General features: G+C 45.1%; 15 protein-coding genes. 5 read left to right on the top strand and 10 right to left on the bottom strand.

All coding sequences use genetic code 11. The annotated features are described in order from the left end of the window. The first annotated feature begins 21 nt into the window (after positions 1-21). Positions 22-2,127, top strand: coding sequence for a 5-histidylcysteine sulfoxide synthase (ovoA, locus tag PSM36_RS07065; RefSeq protein ID WP_076930170.1), 2,106 nt, complete (start codon positions 22-24; stop codon positions 2,125-2,127). A 229-nt stretch (positions 2,128-2,356) separates the two neighbouring features. Here ovoA and PSM36_RS07070 read toward each other — a convergent pair whose 3' ends face one another. Continuing rightward, positions 2,357-3,307 (bottom strand): diacylglycerol/lipid kinase family protein, encoded by a 951-nt coding sequence (locus PSM36_RS07070; protein WP_076932112.1) that lies wholly within the window; start codon positions 3,305-3,307, stop codon positions 2,357-2,359. 218 nt (positions 3,308-3,525) lie between these two features. On the opposite strand from PSM36_RS07070, the gene PSM36_RS07075 reads away from it, so the two are divergent. Both PSM36_RS07075 and yihA read left to right on the top strand, forming a co-directional pair. Further along, on the top strand, positions 3,526-5,022 hold the full coding sequence (locus PSM36_RS07075) for a sodium:solute symporter (RefSeq protein ID WP_076930173.1): 1,497 nt from the start codon (positions 3,526-3,528) through the stop codon (positions 5,020-5,022). Between the two features lie 202 nt (positions 5,023-5,224). Next, positions 5,225-5,824 carry a ribosome biogenesis GTP-binding protein YihA/YsxC gene (yihA, locus tag PSM36_RS07080; RefSeq protein WP_076930176.1) on the top strand — a complete coding sequence of 200 codons (600 nt, stop codon included), beginning with the start codon at positions 5,225-5,227 and terminating at the stop codon, positions 5,822-5,824. Positions 5,825-5,850: 26 nt separating this feature from the next. Here yihA and PSM36_RS07085 read toward each other — a convergent pair whose 3' ends face one another. The 7 genes from PSM36_RS07085 to PSM36_RS17325 all read right to left on the bottom strand — a co-directional run bounded on the left by PSM36_RS07085 (position 5,851) and on the right by PSM36_RS17325 (position 11,824). Continuing rightward, positions 5,851-6,270 (bottom strand): DUF2442 domain-containing protein, encoded by a 420-nt coding sequence (locus PSM36_RS07085; protein ID WP_232001540.1) that lies wholly within the window; start codon positions 6,268-6,270, stop codon positions 5,851-5,853. A gap of 18 nt (positions 6,271-6,288) precedes the next feature. Beyond that, entirely contained in the window at positions 6,289-6,522 is a 234-nt protein-coding gene (locus PSM36_RS07090) for a DUF4160 domain-containing protein (protein WP_076930182.1), read from the bottom strand. Positions 6,523-6,561: 39 nt separating this feature from the next. Next, complete coding sequence (locus PSM36_RS07095; RefSeq protein ID WP_154670978.1) at positions 6,562-7,836, bottom strand: tetratricopeptide repeat protein; 1,275 nt, start codon at positions 7,834-7,836, stop codon at positions 6,562-6,564. Between the two features lie 300 nt (positions 7,837-8,136). After that, positions 8,137-8,805 carry a response regulator gene (locus PSM36_RS07100; RefSeq protein ID WP_076930186.1) on the bottom strand — a complete coding sequence of 223 codons (669 nt, stop codon included), beginning with the start codon at positions 8,803-8,805 and terminating at the stop codon, positions 8,137-8,139. A gap of 190 nt (positions 8,806-8,995) precedes the next feature. Beyond that, positions 8,996-9,763: a LytR/AlgR family response regulator transcription factor gene (locus PSM36_RS07105; protein ID WP_076930188.1), complete on the bottom strand. Its 768-nt coding sequence runs from the start codon at positions 9,761-9,763 to the stop codon at positions 8,996-8,998. Positions 9,764-9,781: 18 nt separating this feature from the next. Next, positions 9,782-11,617, bottom strand: coding sequence for a tetratricopeptide repeat-containing sensor histidine kinase (locus PSM36_RS07110; RefSeq protein ID WP_083710967.1), 1,836 nt, complete (start codon positions 11,615-11,617; stop codon positions 9,782-9,784). 39 nt (positions 11,618-11,656) lie between these two features. After that, the gene (locus tag PSM36_RS17325; protein WP_154670979.1) at positions 11,657-11,824 is read right to left on the bottom strand and encodes a hypothetical protein; all 168 of its coding nucleotides are present in this window, start codon (positions 11,822-11,824) and stop codon (positions 11,657-11,659) included. A 454-nt stretch (positions 11,825-12,278) separates the two neighbouring features. Between PSM36_RS17325 and PSM36_RS07115 the strand changes: the two genes are divergently transcribed. Both PSM36_RS07115 and PSM36_RS07120 read left to right on the top strand, forming a co-directional pair. After that, complete coding sequence (locus tag PSM36_RS07115) at positions 12,279-13,973, top strand: hypothetical protein (RefSeq protein ID WP_076930191.1); 1,695 nt, start codon at positions 12,279-12,281, stop codon at positions 13,971-13,973. 44 nt (positions 13,974-14,017) lie between these two features. Then, positions 14,018-14,752 carry a BT1926 family outer membrane beta-barrel protein gene (locus tag PSM36_RS07120; RefSeq protein WP_076932113.1) on the top strand — a complete coding sequence of 245 codons (735 nt, stop codon included), beginning with the start codon at positions 14,018-14,020 and terminating at the stop codon, positions 14,750-14,752. A gap of 155 nt (positions 14,753-14,907) precedes the next feature. On the opposite strand, the gene atpG is transcribed toward PSM36_RS07120, so the two are convergent. Both atpG and atpA read right to left on the bottom strand, forming a co-directional pair. Further along, positions 14,908-15,777 (bottom strand): ATP synthase F1 subunit gamma, encoded by an 870-nt coding sequence (atpG, locus tag PSM36_RS07125; protein ID WP_076930193.1) that lies wholly within the window; start codon positions 15,775-15,777, stop codon positions 14,908-14,910. Positions 15,778-15,781: 4 nt separating this feature from the next. Further along, on the bottom strand, positions 15,782-17,371 hold the full coding sequence (atpA, locus tag PSM36_RS07130) for a F0F1 ATP synthase subunit alpha (RefSeq protein ID WP_076930196.1): 1,590 nt from the start codon (positions 17,369-17,371) through the stop codon (positions 15,782-15,784). Between the last annotated feature and the right edge of the window lie 195 nt (positions 17,372-17,566).

Here is a 17,566-nt window from a genome sequence, read left to right on the forward strand (position 1 = left end):
TGAATCTTGAAATAAAAAAATATGAAAGAATTAATTACCAAAACAATTGATCTTAGAACCGGTTCGCCGGAAGAGAAACGGCAGGAGATCCGGGATTATTTCCTGAAAACTTGGGCAATTGACGAGTTACTATATACACAGTTGAAGTCGGATGATGTGTTTTATATGCGTGGTGATCCGTTACGCCATATCATCCTCTTTTATCTGGGGCATACTGCTGTCTTTTTTATCAATAAACTTTATCTGGCAAAGATCATCGACCGGCGCATAAATCCTAAGTTTGAGTCGACCTTTGCGATAGGGGTGGATGAGATGAGTTGGGATGATCTGGATAATAACCATTACGACTGGCCGCCGGTATCGGAGGTACGGGTTTATCGTGATCAGGCAAAAGAGTTGATCCTGAACGTGATTGACAATACCCCGCTTGAGTTGCCGATCGATTGGGAGAGTCCTTTCTGGATTGTGATGATGGGGATCGAGCATGAACGGATCCACCTGGAGACCTCTTCAGTGTTGATCCGTCAGCTGCCCTTGGACCAGGTGGTTGAAGGCCGGTTCGGCGAACGGTGCGATGCCGGTGGTGAGGCGCCGGTTAACGAATTGATACCGGTTGCAGGTGCCACAATGAAATTAGGAAAACCCATAGATCATCCGCTTTATGGATGGGATAATGAATATGGCGCTTATGAGGAAAAGGTAGCCGATTTCTCTGCATCGAAATATCTGGTTTCCAACAAGGAGTTCCTTCAATTCATAGACGATAAAGGATATGAAACGGAGGATTATTGGACTGAGGAGGGATGGAACTGGCGTAATTTTAAGCAGGCACAGATGCCGCTATTCTGGAGGAAGGATGGGAACGGCTACCGGTTGAGGCTTGTGGCTGAAGAGATTCCTATGCCGTGGAACTGGCCGGTGGAAGTGAACTATCTGGAAGCAAAAGCCTTTTGTAACTGGAAAAGTGCGAAGACAGGCCATAACTTCAGGTTACCCACCGAAGCAGAATGGTACCGCCTGCATACAGTGGCCGGATTGACAGAGGTGACGGAATGGAAGCAAGCACCGGCCAATATCAATCTGGAATATTTTACATCGCCATGCCCTGTGGATACATTCGAACAGGGAGATTTCTTTGATGTGGTCGGTAATGTGTGGCAATGGACCGAGACTCCTATCACCGGTTTTCCCGGCTTTAAGGTACATCCGATGTATGACGATTTCTCCACGCCGACTTTCGATGGGAAGCATAATCTGATCAAGGGAGGTTCATGGATATCGACCGGTAACGAAGCTACCATTCACTCGAGATACGCTTTCCGACGGCATTTCTATCAACATGCCGGATTCAGGTATGTAGAATCGGATGTGCCACTGGTGATACAGCAGGCGGATTATGAAACGGATGAGGAGGTGACGCTATCCTGTGAGAACAACTGGGGTGATACCTGGAATAATAAACCCGTTTTCACTATCCGGCTGGCAGAACTGGCGGATGACTTGCTCAAGGAGAATGCCACGGCACGTATTCTGGATCTGAATGCCGATACGGGACGGCTTGCCTTTGAACTGGCAAGAAAATACAAAGATGTGACCGCCCTCGACTTTACTGCACGTATGATAAGAATTCCCATCCAATTGCAGGAACAGGGTTATGTGCGGTATACGACGAAAGATGAAGGTGAACTGGTGTTCTACCGCGATATTGTACTGGCTGATTTCGGTTTGTCGGAAGTAAAGGGGAATATCCTATTCATGCAGGCAGATGCGATGAACCTGAAACCCAACTATTCGGGATATGACCTGATCATTATTCCTGCATTATTGGAAGAGTTAAGCGACCCGCTGCTGTTCCTGTCACACATCCACGAACGGTTGAACGACAATGGTTATCTGATACTGGCGTCGGACTATGAATGGGACAGGGCCAGGACGCCAAGGGATAAATGGCCGGGAGGTTTTAAAAGGGATGGGGAACCGGTGACATCGCTCGACGGCATAAAAGCAACATTGGCTCCACAGTTTGATCTTTTGTCCGATCCCCAGGAGATCAACCGGGCAATAAAAAGATCGTCGCGATTGACGGAGAACCGCTTAATGCAGATTACCATCTGGAAGAAGAGATAATTGTGTGATTGCAATAGTACTACTCTAAGAAACTGTTTAAATTTTATTGCTATACTATTTTGACTCTATTTTGGGATAGATTTTTTATTTTTTTCTTGCGGATTTAGCGGGCTAAATCAAAAGGAAAAAGTGAAAAAGATGCGCAAAAGAGACCAAAATAGTAGCAAAGAAAAATAGACAGTCCAATTATAAAAAATATTTCGGTAAAATTTAAACAGTTTCTAAAAGTCTAATTAAACCAGCGGGTGAGGGAGTTGAAGATATTTTCACTCTCTCTCCGCTTTTTTCCACGGAGACCATTGTCAGGAGCAAGTACTTTTAACCCTTTATGGATAGTTTCTACCTTGATTTCATTGCCGGTACTCACCGGCTCACCATCCACATGCATCATCCCGGCACGGGAGCGTTTAATAAGAAGGTTGCGGGTGATTAAAGAGGTCATCTTACTGTTCTTGTCGATATTGTTCGTAAAGAGCTGGATGGTCGTTTGAGGTACTTCGATGGCATTGAGAGGTTTCAATATGGATACATTCATCATGCCGTCATCCATACTGGCTCCCGGTGCGATATGCGCGTCGTTGCCATACTGCGATGCATTGGCACATGTCAGTATGAAAGCGCGCTCGGTTATAGTTCCATTGTCGGTGGTAATCTCGTACTCTTCCGAACGGAAATCGACCACACTCTCAAGGATATTACGCACGTAACCCAGTGGGCCCCGCTTTTTGCCTTCTGCAAACCGGTCGCTGATAAAAGCATCGAAGCCGAAACCGCAGGTGCAGAAAAAGATATGGCCGTTAGCCATGCCGTAATCGATAGTACGCGTATGTTCCCGGAGGATGATCTTGATGGCCTTCTCGGTATCCAGTGGAATACCCAGTTCCCTGGCCAGCCCGTTACCCGATCCGGATGGAATAATTCCCAGCGTGGTATTGGTATGCACCAGCGATTTGGCTACTTCATTGACCGTACCGTCGCCGCCGGCCACAAGTACGTATTTGTAATTCTTCTTTGCTGCTTTGCGGGCTATCTCGGTGGCATGATCGGGATAACCGGTGATACGGATAAAGAGGTCATACTTCCGTTGATCAAATGCTGCCGCTACTTCCTCAGGGATGTTTTTCTTGGAGTCCGTACCTGAAATAGGGTTAATAATGAGACATATCTTTTCTTTTGCCATCTGTATTATGATTTGACTTTGTACCATCCTTCCATATATCTCCAAGCGACTCATACAGGACCTACCTGCCGTCTCTTGCGTGATACCGCTGAGGATATTATTTTATAAACAACCGGCGCTTCATTTTGTTTTAACCCTTTTTATTTGCCCTTTAGCACTTTGTTTTTTACATTTGTACTCCTATTCACGATTTTATCTCGGAACAACACCTTTTTTGTATGCAATCCACTTTTATCCTGATTGTAATCTTCGTTTATTTCGCCGTGTTGATGCTCATTTCCTGGCTCACCAGCCGGAAAGGATCGGGCAATGATACTTTCTTCCGTGCCAATAAATCGTCCAAATGGTATGTGGTGGCTATCGCGATGGTTGGCACATCGATTTCGGGAGTGACTTTTGTTTCAGTGCCGGGGATGGTGCGAAATCTGGATATGTCGTATATGCAGATGGTGTTCGGGTTTTTCTTCGGCTATCTGGTGATTGCCTATGTGTTGCTGCCACTTTATTACCGGTTGAACCTGACCACGATTTATGGTTATCTGGATCAACGGTACGGATCGAAATCCTATAAGACGGGCGCATGGTTTTTCCTGATCTCGAAAATCGTGGGTGCGGCGGCACGACTCTATCTGGTGGCTTTTATCCTGCAGACGCTGGTGTTTGACGCCTGGGGAATTCCTTTCGTGGTGACGGTGATAGGGATTATTCTGGTGATCTGGCTTTACAGCCACAAGAGCGGCATCAAGACGATTATATGGACAGACTGGCTGCAGACAATACTTTTTATTACAGCATTGATATTGATTGTTTGGCAGATAGCTGTGCGATTGAATCTGGATCTGAGTGGTGTAGTGACGACGATCTCGAATAGTCCGCATTCACGCATTTTTATCTTTGACGACTGGGCAAGCACTCAGAATTTCTTCAAACAGTTCTTTAGCGGGATGTTTATCACTATCGTGATGACGGGACTGGATCAGGACCAGATGCAGAAGAACCTGACGATCCGCACGTTGAAGGATGCACAGAAGAATGTGGTGTCGTACGGGTTGGCGTTTGCACCCATTAATTTCCTTTTTCTTTGTTTAGGAGTGTTGTTGATTACCTATGCAGGACAGAATGGTATTGTGTTGCCGGAAGTATCCGATAATATTTTACCGGTAATTGCCAGTGAATACCTGGGTCAGACGGTGTTGGGGATTTTTGTTGTAGGGATTGTTGCCGCAGCCTTTTCAAGTGCCGACTCGGCACTGACGGCGCTTACCACGTCATTCTGTGTGGATATCCTGAATATGAAGGCGGTTTCTCAGACAAAAGCACAGGAACAGAAGGATATCCGTACCAGAAGGATGGTGCATGTGGGGGTTAGTGCGTCATTTGTGCTTATCATACTGTTGATCGAAGCAATTGGGTCGGACAGTATCATCACTGCCATCTATAAATTGGCCTCTTACACATACGGGCCATTGCTGGGTCTCTATGTCTTCGGGTTATACAGTAAAGTGAAGCCGGTGGACAGATGGGTACCCTATGTGGCTATTGCCGCACCCGTACTCTGTTTTATCATTGAAATGGTGATGCAACAGCTATTCAGTTACCAGGTAGGTTATGAACTGCTGCTGATGAACGGTCTATTCACCGGACTGGGGCTTTGGATGGTTTCACATGTGAAAAAAGGTGGGAAGGGGGAATGGACAATTGACAATGGAAAGTGAGTGGAACGTAGGGAATGAAGAGTGAAGAATGAAGAGTGAAGAATGAAGAATGAAAAATGAAGAGTGAAGAATGAAGAGTGAAGAATGAAGAGTGAAGAATGAAAAATGAAAAGGGATTTGTTGATTTAACGATTTTGAATTTTTGAATCTTGAATCTTGAATTTTGAATTTTGAATTTTTGAATCTTTGAATAAAAAATAATATGATTATAAAAAGTGCAGAATTCGTGATAAGTAACAGCGACTACCGGAAATGTCCACAGGACGGGAAGCCGGAGTATGCGTTTATCGGCCGGTCGAATGTGGGGAAGTCGTCATTGATCAATATGTTGACTAACCGGAAAGGGCTGGCGATGACGTCTTCTACTCCGGGGAAGACGATGCTTATTAACCATTTTCTGATTAATGATGAATGGTATCTGGTGGATTTACCCGGGTACGGTTATGCACGCCGCGGAAAAGAGGGACGGGATAAACTCCGTAAGATCATCGAGGATTATGTCCTGGAGCGGGAAGCGATGACCAACCTTTTTGTACTGATAGACTCACGCCACGAACCGCAGAAGATAGATCTGGAGTTTATGGAGTGGCTGGGAGAGAACGGCGTACCGTTTGCCATCGTCTTTACCAAAGCCGATAAACTTGGTTCGGGGCGTCTGCAACTGAATATCGACGCCTATAAGGAAAAGCTGCTGGAAACCTGGGAGGAGTTGCCGCCTGTCTTTGTCACTTCATCCGAAAAAGGACAGGGCAGGGAAGAGTTGCTCAGCTATATCGAGCAGATCAATAGCGCATGCCAATAGCTTTAAGCCTGTTACAAAGTTCTTTTTTACACGGCTGTAAGTTCTCTACCCAGAAGATGCAGCGCGGCTTTTATCTGCCTGGTGCGTTCTGCTGATGGTTTTTTTATGCCGTAAATATATTTTGCCAACAGGCTTTTATTTATCCCCATGCTGCGTGCCACTTCCGACACGTTAAGCTGTGGAAAACGGTTGAATATGTGTGCTATTTCGTTGTCAGTATCCGGCTCTGCCGTATCAAAAAAACTGCTGATGTGAATATCCTCGTCCAGTTCCTCCCACCGCACATCATCCAGAAATTTTCCTATACGGAAATTGCTACGTTGGCTATCGGTGGCATCTTTCAATTGTGGAAACGCTTCTAACGGACGACTGTAGGTATCCCCCGCAGAAGTCTGCACATAAATACGCCCATCGGCAAACCATATATTTTTTATTGTTTCCATCATTATTATATTTCTTAGTGATCATTCCCCGTGAAATTCATTCCACTTTTCAATAATTTCATCTTGATAGGTTTCAATAATCCTTATTGCTTTTTTTATATCTTGAGGTTTTATTCCTTTGTTATACACCGTTTTAATGGGATCAATATTTATTTTTGCCCTGCCATCCCCATTTTCAATATGAATATGTATTGGCAGGTGTTCGTCTGCGTAAAAGTAAAACCGTAACCCGAAAATAATAAATAATGTCGGCATTATTATTGATTTTAATACTGCAAATATAGGGCTAAAAATTTATCCCTCCAATTGTTTGACCGATTTTATTTTGTTAAGTTGTCTTTTACATTTCACCTTTTGCTGATACTCGTTCACCTCTGTCAACTGGCGGATACTCTCTTCTTTTTTCTCCACTTCATGCTTGGTCTCCAACTCCTTGATGATATTGTATCTTTCCGTATCGTTGATTTGAGTTATCAACCTATTTTCTTTCTGTTTGTACTCATAAGCTGCCCCATATTGCTTTTTTGCGGCATAAAGATTAGCTAACCCGGCATATATAATGCTTAGTTCCCGGCCAGGGGCACTTAATTCACCACTTTCATGATATGCTTCCGCTTGTTTCAATGAAACTTCCGCCTCATCCAGTTCCCCCCGTTTCGTCTGTAACATTCCTTTTGCCACAAGATATTTGGACTCTGTCGAGGGATCGTTTACCAACAATTGTTCGCCTTTTTTTAAATTCTCCCAGGCTCCATCGATATCTCCCCGTTCCTGTAGGGTTTTAGCTATTCTGTAATAGTTCTGGCATACGAGCCTGCGGGCTCCACCTGGATTTGGGGCAATGTCAATATGACTGTGGTATATATCGACAGCCTTTCTTAAGTAATATAATGATGAGTCGAGATATGCTTCTATATTCAGCGGATCTTTTTCGGCTTTCAAATGAAAATAGGAAGCTGCAAACGAATTGATATTGTCATAATATATCTTGAAAGGTTCATCCAATTCAATCGCGAGCATTTTAGGCACTATTCTGCCGGCGCTAAGCGTATCCTCCCTTTCAATATATTCACTCCCGACCCTGTAATATATCATGGAAAGGAGTACCTGCTTGGTTTCCGATTGCTCATAGTATTCAATCGCTTTGTAGTAGTGTGTATGGGCAGTGGTAATATCTGAAACAGTATAATAGTAATTTCCCAGTTGGTAGTATAAAGCTCCTAGGGCATCTACATTGTTGGTCTTATCTACGTACAACATGGCACTGTCCAGATATATCTTCCCGATCTCATGCTCTTTGGAATTGTGATAAAGATTGTTCAGCATACTGTATAGCGTAATCAATTTTGCTTTGTCATTTTCTTTTTTCGCCCATTCCAACAGGGCTTTTTTCATGGTTATTTGCTCTGTGAGCGCCAGATGACCAGTGGACTGGATTAACGCGTATTTCTCATCCATTGTCAATTTGTTATCTGCAATTTGCTCCAGGAAAATATCTAAAGTGGGTTTCTCCTGCGGGAATACGAACATGGCAAGGAATAGAAACAGTAAAGTTGACAAGATTTTCATATGACTAAAATTATTTATTTTCAATGGTGTCATATGGAACTCGCTTTTAGTCATGTTCTTGTGTGAGAACAATTCTCATGCTCGTTTCATATGATTATTTTATTTTTTCTTGTTGGTATATGGAACCTTTGATGACTAAAATAATCATTCCCTTTGGGTGTTTAATGATTATTTTAATCATGTCGGTTTCATATGATTAAAATTATTTATTTTCAATGGTGTCGTATGGAACTCGCATTTAATCATGCACTCGGGTGAGAACAGTTATCGTGCTCGTTTGATATGATGATTTTATTTGTTTCAAATTGGAAATTTATCATTCACAATCCCGGTTGATAAAGCCACGGACACCAATTGCGCCGCGTTGCGGACATCGAGCTTGACGAACAGGTTCTTTCGATGCGTTTCTATTGTGTTCTCGCTCAACGAAAGCGTTTCGGCCATTTCGCGGGAAGTTTGTCCGTCCACAATATATTTGAGGATAAGTTTCTCTTGTGCGGTGAGCGGTGTCTTTTTCTTTGTCCGGGACATATATTTCGAAACATACTGGTTCTTTAAATGCGAAAAACGGGGACAAAGATACCTGTCGCCCGACAATACTGTATTTACCGCCTGTACGATATGTCCGGATGCCGAACTCTTCAGGACGATACCGTCCACGTTCATTTCCGCCAGCCGGTTGATGGTCCACACCTCTTCGTGCATAGTGGCGACGATAATACGCGCATTGGGTTGTGTCGTACGGATGGCGGTGATCAGTTCGAAGCCGGACATCTCTTTCAATTGTAAGTCGATAATATAGAGGTCGTATGTCCCTCTTTTTATCTCATCAAACACTTGCAAGGCGTTTGAAAATCCGATAATTTCCCCCCGGGCAAAAGCTTTTTTTAATATCTGGCTAAGCCCATCAAGAATCAACTCATGATCATCTACCAATAAGATCCTGCACTCCTTCTGATCCGTATTCATTTTAATCCAAATACTTTTGTGAAAAATAGTTTACGGCTTGTTGCGGCCGCTATTCACCCCCTATTTCCAGGCTGTAAAGATAGGGAAAGAAACGTAAGCTTTTTGTAATTTCTATTGCGAAAATAAAATAAAAGGCTAAAAATCACGCAAAACCGTGAGAAAAAGTAACGAGGGACAATTGATGCTCGTTTCAGATTTGATAAAACTTTTCCTGTAAAGTCTTCATATAGTTTCGTGATACGCAAAGGTTTTCCTCCCCGTCGAACGGAGGGACCAGGTGGCAGTTCGTTCCCCTGATCGTGCAAAGATAATTCAGGTTGATGATTTGGCGTTGGTTGATCTGAACGAACGAAGAAGAAGCCTCCAATATATCGCCCGCCTTTGTGTTTCTTCTTAACGAAACCTGTTTACCGTCGGTCAAAGCAGCATTCCATTGACGTTGCGAATTGATATAAGTGAAATAGCCGATCTGGTTTATGCGGAGCAATTGGTATCCTGTAACATCAGGCACCATAAAGATCTGGTTTGCCGGCAGCAATTCGGAAAATTTCCGGTCGAAAAACTGTAGATTCTTTTGTCTGGTTGCGTGTTCAAAAAAACGACGGATGATCAATGAGAATTCTTCATGCCCATAGGGCTTAAGCAGGTAATCGAAAGCGGATTCCCGTAAGGCGTCGAGCCAATATTTCTGGTAGGATGTATAAAACACCACCTGCATAGGCCATGTAATGCGGTATTGCAAGTTATGTAACAGTTCCACTCCGCTCATTTCAGGCAGTTCCACGTCGAGGAAAAGCAGGTCGGGGGTTTTTTCCAGTACCAGCTTGATCCCCTCTTCCGCTTTCCGGGATTCCCCCACGAGGGTTAATTCGGGAAAGCCTGCCAACGATTGGCGCAGGTTCCGGATGCAGACCGGTTCATCATCGACCACCGCCACGGTGTACATTTTGTGTATCATGTCATCTGACTGTTTTATTCAAACGTTTTCGAACTTATAATTATTCGGTATGTAAACCGAGACCTTTGTTCCACCCAACCCCTCTTCGTCCGAACGAAGGATGCGGAAGAGTATCTTTTCCTTGTTTTTGTGGTTGAACAGGTCTATACTCTGGTATAATACTTTTAGTCCGGTACCGGTGCCCGCCGATGGGTCCCTTTTCCCCGGCGAATAACCGGGACCGTTATCCTGGATGAGGATGCGGAAGCCATTCCCTTCGTTTTCCACACGGACGGATAGTCTTTTTTCTCCCTCTTTTTGGCGTAAAGCATGTTTGATGGCGTTTTCCACCGGTATCTGGATGATCATCGGAGGTACGAAAACGGCTGTTGTGTCGATATGCGGATCGATGTGCCATTCGAGCCGGAAGCCATCGCCGAGGCTTTCCTGCTCCAGACTGATATATGCCCGGGCGAACTCCAGTTCCTGTGCAAGCGTCACATAAGTCTGTGCGGTCAGTTCAAGGCTTCTTCGCAGCAACATCACCAGGCCCTTCAGGTGGGAGTGTCCGGCGTCTTCCGCGGAACTTATTTCCCTGTTGAGCACGTTGAATACGAAATGGGGGGATATACGGTTGCGGATATTGGATAATTTGAGTTTGGTCATCTGGTCATGAAAGATCATCGATTGCAGGTCTTTCTGCTTTTTCATGACCAGAGACACAATTACCGCCATAGCCACGATCAACAGGCTGACCGTTACCCATACGAAGCTCCTCATCCGGAGCGACCTTATATTGGATGCCTGGGTTTGGATAAGCATTTCTTTTTTCATAAGGGTGGTATCCTGGCCATAGCGCATATCTATTTCGGCGATGCGCATCATGGTCCGTTCCGAACGGATTGAATCGTCCATCGCCCTGTTTTTCAACAGATAGGAGTATGCTTGTTTGAAGTCGCCCGTACGGGCAAAATAATCTTGTATATACTTGTTTCGAATGCCCGTAAGGCTTGGTTCTATCCCTGTGGCGGCGCTGTTTTGCAGGTAACGCCGCGCCAGTCGCGGGTCATTGTCTTTCAAGGCCATGCCTGCCCTGATCGTCCCGATATGGTAAAGGAATGTCTGTTCATTGATGGCTGAGAAATAGGCATGCGCCTTGTCCAGGTAATAGCGTACCGAATCGGGCTTGTCCAGGTGGAAATAAATTTCCCCGAGGTTCACATTGACCAGGTTTTCGGAAAACCGGTATCCGCCGGGGACGACCAATGCTTTCCCTTTTTCGAACCAAGGGAGGGCGTTCCCGTATTCTTCCTTAAAGAAGTAATAATTTCCTCGGGTATTGCAGTAAAAGAATTGCTCATTCAGCGTCTGCCTTTTATATTGATTTTCCGCAAGCCGGAAATAATGGTCGGAGAGGTCGAAGTCCCGTAATTCCATATATAGTTGTCCCAATCCTGTATAGACAGGGAACCCGGTTTGATCCGTCATGCCCAGTGAATCGCTGATGGACAGTGCTTTCCGGTAATAGAACGCGCTGTTGGCGAAATCTCCTTTTCGCATGTGCATATCGGCGATATTGATACAGACATCGGGGGCTTTTTCACGCTCGCTCGTCAGTTCGTAGTAGTGTAAGGCCAGCATGAAACAATAGAGCGCCGAATCTTGTTGCCTGGTGAGGCCGTAGCAGTTCCCCATGGAGTTATAGGACATTGCCGTAAGGAGATGGATGCGGTCAGACGGTTCTTGTTGTGCCGCAAATGTCAGTACCCGGCCGGCAGCCATCCGCGCCGAGTCGGGTTGATCCGCCACGAACCAGGCCAAACCGTAAGTGTTAAGTGCCTCGTAGAAACCGATGCTGTCGGGCGCTTCTTCCATGGCTTTTTGCAGCAGGCGGCGCGCATGGGGTAGGTTGCTCTAAAGTGAGTCCACGGCTTCCGATAGGATCGCATCCGTCTTTGCATCCTCTTTTCCGATAACCGGCGCATCCCTTTCCTTGCACGAAAGAACGGCAATGACGATAAGGAAAAGAATAATTTTCCCTGTAAACGGGGGCTCCGTTTTGTTCTTACGCGCTCGATCCATTCAGAAATATTTGTTTTTGAAGATAAAGTAATGTGAAATCCTGTAATTGCAAATTTACGCCATTTTTTTGAAAAACAACACATACGGAAAAAATATACCGGTTAATCATCTATTTTGCAGGATATGTATATCAAATTGCAGGATATTCATTTCCAGTATTTTCGCCTCTTGTGCTGTAATTTGTTTCTCTCTACTTTTGCATTATTAAAAACAAAAAAGGTGAAAAATCACGGGAACCCGTGAGAAAAAATAGGGGTGAACAGCCGACTTTTGCAAAAGAAAAAACAACTTTTGCTCCCGTATATCATCGCAAGGATGCGGGGAAGGAAAGCAAAATTGGATAAAAAATCAACAATCCGGTATGATAGGTTGGAAATATATAGGGGAAAATCAATGCATTATTTATCAATAATAGAAATTATTGTATTACAAATTTATTAAAATTGTTTGATTTATGAAAAGAAAAGTTTTATTAGGAGCATTCCTGCTCGGAGTATTTATTTTCACATCGTGTGTGGAAAATGAAGAATCACTTTCGGTGGAAGAACTGCGAAAATCCAAATCGGAGCTCTTGAAATCGGAAGCAGCGATGAAGGCGGCTGAGGCCGAAGCGACAAAGATTTTAGCTGCCGCTGACGTTGCCTTAAAAAACGCGCAGGCGGAAGCCGAAAAGGCCAACGCATTGAAAATCGCGGCTGAAACTGAAATTATCAAATTGCAGGCCAAACTGCAGGAAACCGAAAACGAACAAGCGAAAGTTGCACTGCAAAGCCAGCTCGATGCTCAGGTTTTACAACAGAAAGAGAATGAACTTGAGTTAAAACGAATAGCCAATGATTTGCAACTTGCAGAAACCCAGTTGCAGGTTGACCTGGCCAAAGCCGAAAAGCTTTTGTTGGAAGCTCAGCAAGCATTAACCGGACTTAAGGATGACATTGCCGAAGCGGAAAAACAAAAGTTGCAGATTTTGGCCGGCAAATATGCTCAAAAGGTGAGTGAGTTAAATACTGCTAAACAAATTCTTTCTGGAATGAAAAGTTACTTAGTATTAGCGGAAAATGACCTGGTCAGCCTGGAAGAATCAAAAGCGAAAAACATCGAACAGAATAACAGGGATATAGCTTTTTCCAAAGCGCAAATTGAGACGTATAAACAGTACGCCGATTATAACGACAATCCTCAGGAACTATATGAAATTGCAAATGCCAAATACAATGAATATCTTGTAGCCTGGAATGACGGAAATATTACTTCATTGCGTGAAGAATACTATGATTTAGATAATAAAACCGGTGATAAACTTCAGCCTGTTTTCAATACCGATTTTTATAATGTCATCAATGATTGGACTTTTAGTCAATACATCTCTTTCCCTTCAGCTGATTATACTCCGAATTCCCTCGGATATAAATGGGTCGAAATAGAAAACGCGGACTTGAACCAGACGTATTATTATTATAAGATCATTTATCCGGAAGTGGGAGATCTGCGCCAGTTGGAAATACAAATTCGCGAAAGAGAGTCATGGAAGGACGATGCTCAAAGTACGCTTGAATTCTGGGAAGGAGAATACGAAACGGCAATAGAAAATTCGGCAATAGCCAAAGAAGCGTGGGAAGACGCCAAAGGCACTCCTGACGAATGGAGTAAACAGAATGACTATCAGATAGCCATCCAGAATGAAAATAATGTGAAGAATTCTTTGGAAAATGCCGGTTCTTATTTACAATATTGCCAAGATCAATTGGATCGCTATCAAAATGCTTATGATGTATTGAGCGATGCCGATAAGCTGGCTGAAATAAAAACGGCTATTGACACATACAACGCACAATTTGCCGATGTGGTGGAAGCCTATTTCGCATGGCAGAAAGCACAGACCGATGTGAATAAATTATTTGCAGAATATAGTGCATTATGGGATATTTACGACAGGGCAAGTGATATTGATTCTTTAATAGCGGATCGGGAACAAAGGATTAAAGACCGTGAAAATGCGAACGCGGATATTTCCGGTATCACTTCTCAGGAAGAATTGATCGAAGCGCTTACATCAGAAATAGACGCTCAGGAGAAAGTGGTCGACGCCGCCAAGAAAGCAGCCGACGCCGCCAAGAAAGCATATGAAGATGCGTTGGCCGAGCTATGACACAATCCGTTGATGGCAATAATTACGAAGTTAAAACTAAGAATATGAATAGTATAAAATTTTTACTGACAGCCATCATGCCCCTGTTTTGTTTCACGGTGCTCGCCCAGACAGGCAACGGGCCTGCCAAAGGCAATGTCACGCTCTCGGCGACCGTGAGTTACAACAGCTATGCAAGCATCGAGGCGCCGGAAGGCGCCCTCGATAGCTATGAAACGGCTGCATTTTCCACGAATTGGAGCGATAAAAAACTGCAGGTCGGTTTCGAAGCCGGCTGGTTTGTAAGCGACACGTGGAAACTGAATCTGGGCGGAGGGCTTCATTTCGCATATACCCCCGGTTATACCGGCGTTCCGGGTACCGGCGACGTGGCAAACGGTGGAATACCGGATTACCGTGCGGTGCCCAACACGCGGACATTCGTCTATAATGTTTCTGCGGGAGCCGACAGGTATTTCCCAACCCGAATCGATAACCTGTATTGGTACAGCGGGTTGCGCGTGGGGTTTGCTTACGGGCTGAATGAGAAGAAGTATGATGAGGCGGAATCCATGGGGAAGTCCATCGGTGAGACCTGGAACCTGCGAGCGGCGTTTACGTCGGGCATCGATTATTTTGTTCTGCCCGCATTGTATATCGGCGTTCAGATAGACCCGCTGGCTTATACCTACGGAATGTCGGGTATCCAGCCGCAACCGGGACTGAAACAATTACAGGCGGACAGCCATGGCATCGGCTTTTTAGCGGCGCCGACCATAAAGATAGGATTTGTCCTGTAATCTTTGAATCTAAACCTAACCTAAGGCACAAAGTGTCAAAATCAAGAAAGCCGTCCTTTATCGGGGGATGGCTTTCTTTTTCTGCCTTTTTCAAATCTTTCGTCCATACTCGAAACTTTTCCGCAAAGAAATAATACAATATAGCTGTTATTCCTTTAGGCGTTACCGAACGAGCCGCCGACAATGTCGAGCAATTCGTTGGTGATGGATTGCTGTCGCAATTTGTTGTATTCCAGCGTAAGTTCTTCACTGAGATCATCCGCATTGTCGGTAGCTATCCGCATGGCCGTCATACGTGCGGCGTGCTCCGAGGTGACCGAGTCGAGATGTGCGGTATAGAATTTTACTTTCAGGATCTTAGGAATGAGTTGCGTGAGAATGGTTCTCCTGTCGGGCTCCACTATATAGTTTGGAGCAGATTTTTCTCCATCGGGTATTTTCGGTTCGATAGGGAGGAACGGCTCGTTGATTATCACCTGCGAACCTTTAGTGAGGAAGTGGTGGTAGATTAACTCCACATGGTCTATTTCTCCTTTCTGATACATCTCCATCAGTTTTCCGGCAATCTGTTGCGCGTTATGATAAAAGGGACTTTCACTAATCGCACTGTAATCTCCTTGCGGTTTGAATCCCATACTCCGTACCGCTTTTGCCACTTTCTCCCCAATAGGATAAAGAAGAATATTTTCTTTTCCCAGCGGCATATAGTTGGCCACTACTTTTTTTAGTTTTTCAGCAATATCGTCGTTGAACCTGCCGGCCAATCCGGTATTGGAGGAAAATGCCACGATGGCGACCCGTTTGACGGCACGTGTTTGCAGGAAAGGGGAATCGATACTCTCTTCCCGGCCTGCGGCAAGCAACTGTAACATCCGGTACAGACTCTGCTCATAGGGGTAGAGGCTCTGGATGAGGCGTTGAGTCTTCACCAACCGGGCAGAAGATATCATCATCATGGCCGATGTGATTTTTTGTGTGGATCGCACTGACTGTATCCTGTTTTTTATTTCTTTCAGTTGTGCCATCGTTTCAGGAATTTATTATTTTTATGGTATCTGCCGCCACCTCTTCAATAATTTTACAGATCCCATCATCTATTTTTCCTTCTTTCAACGGGTCAAGCACATCGTGTCGATGACTTGCCTCCAGCGTAGCAAGAAACTCTTTTTCGAATTTCGCCACTTTCTCGAGAGCGATCTCTTTGAGAAGGCCGTGGGTGCCACAGTAGAGGATGGCAATCTGTTGCTCTACGGTCATGGGACTGTGTACAGGCTGGACAAGTAACCGCTCATTCTTTTGTCCCTTATCAATGGTCATGGCTGTTACGGCATCCATATCACCACCGAATTTGGAAAAAGCTGCCAGCTCCTGGTATTGTGCCTGGTCGATCTTCAGCGTACCGGCCACTTTTTTCATCGACTTAATCTGGGCATTACCTCCAACGCGGGAGACGGAAATACCTACGTTGATGGCGGGACGGATCCCCTTATTATAAAGGTCGGCTTCCAGAAATATCTGTCCGTCGGTAATGGAGATGACGTTAGTGGGAATATAAGCAGATACGTCTCCTGCCTGTGTTTCAATAATAGGCAGGGCAGTGAGGGAACCGCCACCCCTGACTTTCCCTTCCAAACTGGGGGGAAGATCGTTCATCAGGACTGCTACATCTTGCTGGGAAATGATATTGGCCGCTCTTTCCAGTAATCGGGAATGAAGGTAGAAGATATCTCCGGGATAGGCTTCACGACCTGACGGGCGACGCAGGATCAACGACACCTCCCGGTAGGCTACCGCCTGTTTGGAGAGGTCGTCATAGACCACTAAGGCATGTCTGCCCGTATCGCGGAAGTATTCTCCGATGGCTGCGCCTGCAAAGGGTGCGATATACCGCATGGAGGCGGGATCTGAACCGCTGGAGGAGACCACCACGGTATAATCCATGGCGCCCCCGTCGGTAAGCGTTTTGACGATAGAGGCTACTGAAGAGCCTTTTTGTCCCACCGCCACATAGATGCAATAGACCGGGTCACCGTTCTCGAAATTTTTCCGCTGGTTGAGGATGGTGTCGATGGCGATACTGGTTTTTCCGGTCTGCCGGTCGCCGATGATCAATTCACGCTGGCCCCTGCCGATAGGGATCATGGCATCTACGGCTTTCAAGCCGGTCTGTAAAGGAGTATTGACAGGCTGACGGAAAACCACACCGGGCGCTTTCCGTTCCATAGGCATCTCTGTCAGTTCTCCTGCCAATGGCCCCTTGCCATCGACCGGTTCACCGGTAGGAGAGATTACACGGCCGAGCATCCCTTCTCCTGCAAAAATAGAGGCTACACGTCCGGTACGCTTCACGGTGAACCCTTCTTTGATCTCACTGGAGCTACCCAACAGAATGGCTCCCACGTTGTCTTCCTCGAGGTTCATCACGATAGCCCGCATGCCGTTGTCGAATTCCAACAACTCGTTCGCTTCCGCGTTACGTAGGCCGAAAATCCGTACAACACCATCACTCACCGTGATGACCGTGCCTGTCTCATCGAATTGAATGCCGGTATCGATCCCTTCGAGTTGCATCCGAAGCACCTCGGAGACTTCGCTTACCCTGATATTATTATTGGACATGTATATTAAAGTGAAAAATTAAAAAATTAAAAGTGAAAAATTAAGAAGTTGAAAATTAGAACTACGAAGTTAAGAAGTTAAGAATATAAAACCCTAGGTCTTTATCAATCTCGTTCAATCTCATTCAATCTCATTCAATCTCGTTCAATCTCATTCAATCTCATTCAATCTCGTTCAATCTCATTCAATCTCGTT

This window comes from Proteiniphilum saccharofermentans (genome assembly GCF_900095135.1).
GTDB classification, from domain to species: Bacteria; Bacteroidota; Bacteroidia; order Bacteroidales; family Dysgonomonadaceae; genus Proteiniphilum; species Proteiniphilum saccharofermentans.

What these genes read in the sequence shown, in the direction of transcription:
- ovoA (WP_076930170.1), top strand. Translation starts at nt 22, where the DNA reads ATGAAAGAATTAATTACCAAAACAATTGATCTTAGAACCGGTTCGCCG.
- PSM36_RS07070 (WP_076932112.1), bottom strand. Translation starts at nt 3,307, where the DNA reads ATGGCAAAAGAAAAGATATGTCTCATTATTAACCCTATTTCAGGTACG.
- PSM36_RS07075 (WP_076930173.1), top strand. Translation starts at nt 3,526, where the DNA reads ATGCAATCCACTTTTATCCTGATTGTAATCTTCGTTTATTTCGCCGTG.
- yihA (WP_076930176.1), top strand. Translation starts at nt 5,225, where the DNA reads ATGATTATAAAAAGTGCAGAATTCGTGATAAGTAACAGCGACTACCGG.
- PSM36_RS07085 (WP_232001540.1), bottom strand. Translation starts at nt 6,270, where the DNA reads ATGATGGAAACAATAAAAAATATATGGTTTGCCGATGGGCGTATTTAT.
- PSM36_RS07090 (WP_076930182.1), bottom strand. Translation starts at nt 6,522, where the DNA reads ATGCCGACATTATTTATTATTTTCGGGTTACGGTTTTACTTTTACGCA.
- PSM36_RS07095 (WP_154670978.1), bottom strand. Translation starts at nt 7,836, where the DNA reads ATGAAAATCTTGTCAACTTTACTGTTTCTATTCCTTGCCATGTTCGTA.
- PSM36_RS07100 (WP_076930186.1), bottom strand. Translation starts at nt 8,805, where the DNA reads ATGAATACGGATCAGAAGGAGTGCAGGATCTTATTGGTAGATGATCAT.
- PSM36_RS07105 (WP_076930188.1), bottom strand. Translation starts at nt 9,763, where the DNA reads ATGATACACAAAATGTACACCGTGGCGGTGGTCGATGATGAACCGGTC.
- PSM36_RS07110 (WP_083710967.1), bottom strand. Translation starts at nt 11,617, where the DNA reads ATGGAAGAAGCGCCCGACAGCATCGGTTTCTACGAGGCACTTAACACT.
- PSM36_RS17325 (WP_154670979.1), bottom strand. Translation starts at nt 11,824, where the DNA reads ATGGATCGAGCGCGTAAGAACAAAACGGAGCCCCCGTTTACAGGGAAA.
- PSM36_RS07115 (WP_076930191.1), top strand. Translation starts at nt 12,279, where the DNA reads ATGAAAAGAAAAGTTTTATTAGGAGCATTCCTGCTCGGAGTATTTATT.
- PSM36_RS07120 (WP_076932113.1), top strand. Translation starts at nt 14,018, where the DNA reads ATGAATAGTATAAAATTTTTACTGACAGCCATCATGCCCCTGTTTTGT.
- atpG (WP_076930193.1), bottom strand. Translation starts at nt 15,777, where the DNA reads ATGGCACAACTGAAAGAAATAAAAAACAGGATACAGTCAGTGCGATCC.
- atpA (WP_076930196.1), bottom strand. Translation starts at nt 17,371, where the DNA reads ATGTCCAATAATAATATCAGGGTAAGCGAAGTCTCCGAGGTGCTTCGG.